Genomic DNA, 4472 nt, shown 5'->3' with positions numbered 1-4472 from the left:
GCATAATTGACATACCACCGTAGAGATATTGTTGAAACCGGTATTAATTTTGCTGTCGTAGGTTACCGTTGCTCGACAATTTCTGACTTCCCAACGCATTAAAGTGTCTAACGGCTGAAAGTGTTTGGGATAGAAGAAAAGACGGGAGTATTTCGCTCCCGTCTACGCAGTAATAGCGCAGTGAGTTGACTAGACAAACTTAGCCAAAGGATCCGCTGCTGCAAAAGCAATATCACGTTCGGCTTTTGGTGGGTAGATCAGCTCATTGGTGATGGCTATCTTTATTTTCTTCGCTTCATTGCGAACCGACTTCACTTTCTGATCCCAGCCTTCGGTATAAACAGCGCCCCAACTACCCAGATCAAGACAGGTAACGTAGTTCACCTGACGATAAGGAATAGGGGTTAAAGCCATCACGCTTGCAGCAGCATTATTTCCAGCAAACTTCCCTAATTGGATCGCGTGCTGGCAAGTCATTAGTGCGATATTACCTACGTCATCGCTTGCTGCATACGCGACATCGCCTGTGGCATAGACATCAGGTATACCGAGAATCTGAAGATTTTCATCGACATATAAACGCCCCTGATTATCACGTTGAGTAGAAAACTGTTCAGTCAGTGAATTGGCCTGTACGCCAGCAGTCCAAACAACGGTTGACGTGGCAATGTGATTGCCATCTTTCAGCATCACGCCTGTCTCATCAATAGATGCCACCTCCGCATTTAAACGCCACTCAATACCCAACTCTTCTGAGGCTTGTTTGATGACATCACGCAACGCCTCACTGTATCGACCGCCAATGGTACCTCCTCTTTCAACTACGATTACCTTAATCTTAGAATCTATACCAAACAAAGCACTAAGCCGCGATGGCAACTCAGTCGCCAGCTCAATACCTGTAAAACCACCACCACACACTACGACAGTATTACGTGCTTCTGTCGGTTCCATTTTGACCAGTGAAGACAGATGTTTTTCAAACAGCTGAGCCGATTCCAGCTGATCAATATCGAAAGTATATTTATCCACACCCGTCACTGGTGCCCGTCTCGCTATACTACCGGTAGCCAGTATCAGGCGGTCATAAGTAATGAGCACCGTTTCGCCTTGAGCATCTTTATACCAAACAATTTTCTCTTTTATATCAATTTTATAAACGCTTTCCGCCATGAATCTCACGCCAGTAGCCGCAAATAATGGCTCAAGTGGCGAAACCAGCGACGCGACATTGTTTTCATAAAATCTTGGCCGTACACGCAACTCAGGTTGTGGAGCCAGTACCGTGATATCGATATTCTGACCATTATTTAAATGGACTAAACGGGCTGCACTTATTGCCGCCCACATGCCTGCGAAGCCACTACCGAGAATAAGAATTTTTTTGTTCATATGTTCCACTTTTGATTATCAGGTCTTTAACCTCGATCAACTACAACTATACTTGTCGCATTTATCTGCGACAATTTATTTCGTAGTTAAGTAGGTGGTTATAAAAACAAACCTATAATCAATTGAAAAAAATGAAAATTAAAATACCAAGACAAGAGAAATGAAACACTAACTATCAGTAAATTTCTATATATGTATAATGACTAAGATAAAAATTAACGGAGTTTATCATGGCGTTTTACAGTTCTGGTGTTGAATATGGCATTCACAGTCTGGTTTGTATGGTCGATATTAATGGCGACGACCGTGAAATGAATGTCCGGGAAATGGCGGATTTGCAGGGAGTCCCTTATGATTATCTGGCGAAAATTTTCACCCGACTTTCACACGCCGGTTTGGTTGTCAGTAGTGAGGGGAAAGGGGGCGGTTTCCGGCTGGCACGGCCTTCGGCGTTGATCACTATGCTGGATGTCATTCAGGCTGTTGATGGTCAAAAGGGTATTTTTAAATGCAAAGAAATCCGTCAGCGTTTGGCTATCTTTGAAGAAAAACTCCCCGCCTGGGTGTGCGATGGACCTTGTGGGATACGAGCGGTGATGGACAGTGCCCAGCAAAGAATGGAAGAAGAGCTGGCACGCCACACGATTCTGGATCTGGCACGGAAAACATTTCGTAAGGCACCGGAAACTTTCGCTATCGAAGTTCAGGAATGGATTTCAGAAAGACGAAATGCTCAATAGTTATCTTTCTATCATGGTACGTACCGGAGGGAGACAGGCCGATTCACTAAACTTCACGATTGATAACCTGCACTGTGATATGACTTGGGCAATTAACAATATTCGCCCAGCAATGCAACACTGTTGATACCCTGTCTAGCGGCTACTACGGGCGAAGTGAAGAAGTACTAGTCACTATATCGGGTCAATTTTACCATACGGTTACCCGGTGGGGATGCAAGAAGTCACCATACAACCCCAGCAACTTTGGGACTGATTGCACAATATTCCTATAAGGCGGTAATGGACATGAAAACCCAGACTGGAGCATATCGCCAAATAGTTATACCTATCCAGGTTATTTATCTTTTCTCATTAAATGAAAAATCACTTTTGTCATTAGATATGACAGAATAAGAGCAAGAATAACCATTTCATAATAGAGCGCTATTAGAATATTCGTATTAAGAAAGTTAAAATAGCTGATCGCATCGCCAAACTGATCACTTGACAATACCAAGACCAACACTTCTGGAATAAGAAAGGTCAAGATAATAAATAAAACAAGAAAAGTCCCAACTTTAGCCAATCGCATCATACAGCTCCTTTGTAGTATTTAAAATCCATAATTATAACGTATAGTACACGATTATTAACAATCAATGGAGTGCTAGTTAATGAATGCTTCTATTTATTTAAAAGAAAAACTAAATGCAGATAGGATGTTATCACTCTCACTAGATCGTGGGATAAAAGTGACCATGAGTTCTGCCAAGGGAACAATCGAGAGTGTATACAGTGGCGTAGAGAGAGCCAGTTGGTATACATCTTGTTTTTTGAAAAGTATGCGAGTGAATGTCAGGAGATAAAGGCTGAGGATGCAAGAATAATAAAGGCAATATCAGAGATACACAAAAGATCTGATGTTATCTTTGACATGATAAAGCTTTATGTCGAGTATGTTCTTGATAAACATACGCCGCGTGAGAATGCGCGGAGTTCTGCTTATCACTCATCCCATGTGGGTGCCAATCTCGCAGTTTCAATGGCTACAAAAAAATCAATGGCTTACTCTATAGCTAAAACAGTTGTTGGGTCATTCTCTGTATCGAATATTGTTCGAGCGGAAATAAATAAAAAAGGTTTGTTTTTAATTAATGCCGCTGATTTATATGGCAAAGTTCAAAAATCCGCCATGGCAGCCAGAAAATTACAAGTCATTGACCCTGGGTATTACAATTTACTACGAATAAATAATATAGAGATGCTTTATGTATATATCGATCCGGTTATTTCTAAAACCATGAAGAAAATACGTTCGAACTCCAATTTAAGCTTTGACGAAATTGTGAATATACTTAATAGCATGGCAAGGTAATGAGAAGGATATTATATAATATATTGTTTTCGACGATCCCATTTATTGTTATCGTTTTACTCGCAGCTTTCTATTTAGAATTCATTCCTAATCACTTTGGTAAGCTGACATTAGTAACAATTGTGATTGTATTTTTTGTATCATGTAAAATAATGCCTAATAAATATATTTAAAATCAATGAGATGACTGTTTACGGTCATCCTTTGAATAACTCATGTAATAAGTAGCTCTTCCTTTCTATTATTCTACCCAACACCTCTTATTTTTTCCTTTGTGCCATCCCCCACACAAAACTCATTACATGCCCCACGCGCCCGTAGGCGGCACACTGGCCGCATTGTAGTGATGTGATGGACACCCCTCTCCACGGTAGCCGGTGCCATACTTTTACTGACTGCATTAATCTGGGAGTAACATCACATGAACAAGATCAGAGTTGTTGGTATCGATATCGCCAAATCTGTTTTCCAAGTATGTGTCTGGATGGTTGATGGCTCCGTTGCCTGGAACAGAAAAATATCGCGTCAGAAATTGCTGGATACGCTTCGTCAGTTTGAACCGGGTACTTTAATTGCGATGGAGGCCTGTTCAACCTCTCATTTCTGGGGGCGAACACTCAGTTCTATGGGATATAGCGTAAGACTTATCCCTGCCCAGCATGTGAAAGCGTTTGTCAGAAGCCAGAAGAACGATGCAAACGATGCGCTGGCAATTTGCGAAACAGCATGCCGCCCAGGCATTCACTTTGTACCAGTCAAAACCACAGAACAGCAGGATATCAAAGCACTGCGGAATACCCGCCAACTGATGGTTGAGCAGAGAACCGCGCTGGCTAACCAGCTTCGTTCTCTGCTCGCTGAATATGGTCTCATTATTCCTGTCGGGATCCAGCGCCTTCAGCAGCAACTACCAGAACTTATTGAAGATGCATCTAACAATTTAACTTTCACGCTTCGCCGATTGCTTTCTTCATTGCGCGAAG

Annotated in this window: 4 protein-coding genes; 3 read left to right on the top strand and 1 reads right to left on the bottom strand. The window is 41.9% G+C overall.

Annotated features, from left to right (window positions below):
* Window positions 1-189: 189 nt before the first annotated feature.
* On the bottom strand, window positions 190-1392 hold the full coding sequence (locus YALDO0001_RS19010) for an NAD(P)/FAD-dependent oxidoreductase (protein WP_004705580.1): 1203 nt from the start codon (window positions 1390-1392) through the stop codon (window positions 190-192).
* Between the two features lie 230 nt (window positions 1393-1622).
* Between YALDO0001_RS19010 and YALDO0001_RS19005 the strand changes: the two genes are divergently transcribed.
* From YALDO0001_RS19005 to YALDO0001_RS18990, 3 genes are all read left to right on the top strand, one after another.
* Window positions 1623-2132: an RrF2 family transcriptional regulator gene (locus YALDO0001_RS19005; protein WP_004705579.1), complete on the top strand. Its 510-nt coding sequence runs from the start codon at window positions 1623-1625 to the stop codon at window positions 2130-2132.
* Window positions 2133-2940: 808 nt separating this feature from the next.
* Window positions 2941-3489, top strand: coding sequence for a hypothetical protein (locus YALDO0001_RS18995; protein WP_231585801.1), 549 nt, complete (start codon window positions 2941-2943; stop codon window positions 3487-3489).
* A 421-nt stretch (window positions 3490-3910) separates the two neighbouring features.
* A partial coding sequence (locus YALDO0001_RS18990) for an IS110 family RNA-guided transposase (protein ID WP_004705575.1) occupies window positions 3911-4472 on the top strand: 562 nt, incomplete at its 3' end.

It is taken from the genome of Yersinia aldovae ATCC 35236 (genome assembly GCF_000173735.1).
Classification (GTDB): domain Bacteria; phylum Pseudomonadota; class Gammaproteobacteria; order Enterobacterales; family Enterobacteriaceae; genus Yersinia; species Yersinia aldovae.
This window is presented reverse-complemented; position numbering and strand designations above follow the sequence as displayed.

Coding starts and splice junctions, on each gene's coding strand:
- YALDO0001_RS19010 (WP_004705580.1), bottom strand. CDS start 1,392: ATGAACAAAAAAATTCTTATTCTCGGTAGTGGCTTCGCAGGCATGTGG.
- YALDO0001_RS19005 (WP_004705579.1), top strand. CDS start 1,623: ATGGCGTTTTACAGTTCTGGTGTTGAATATGGCATTCACAGTCTGGTT.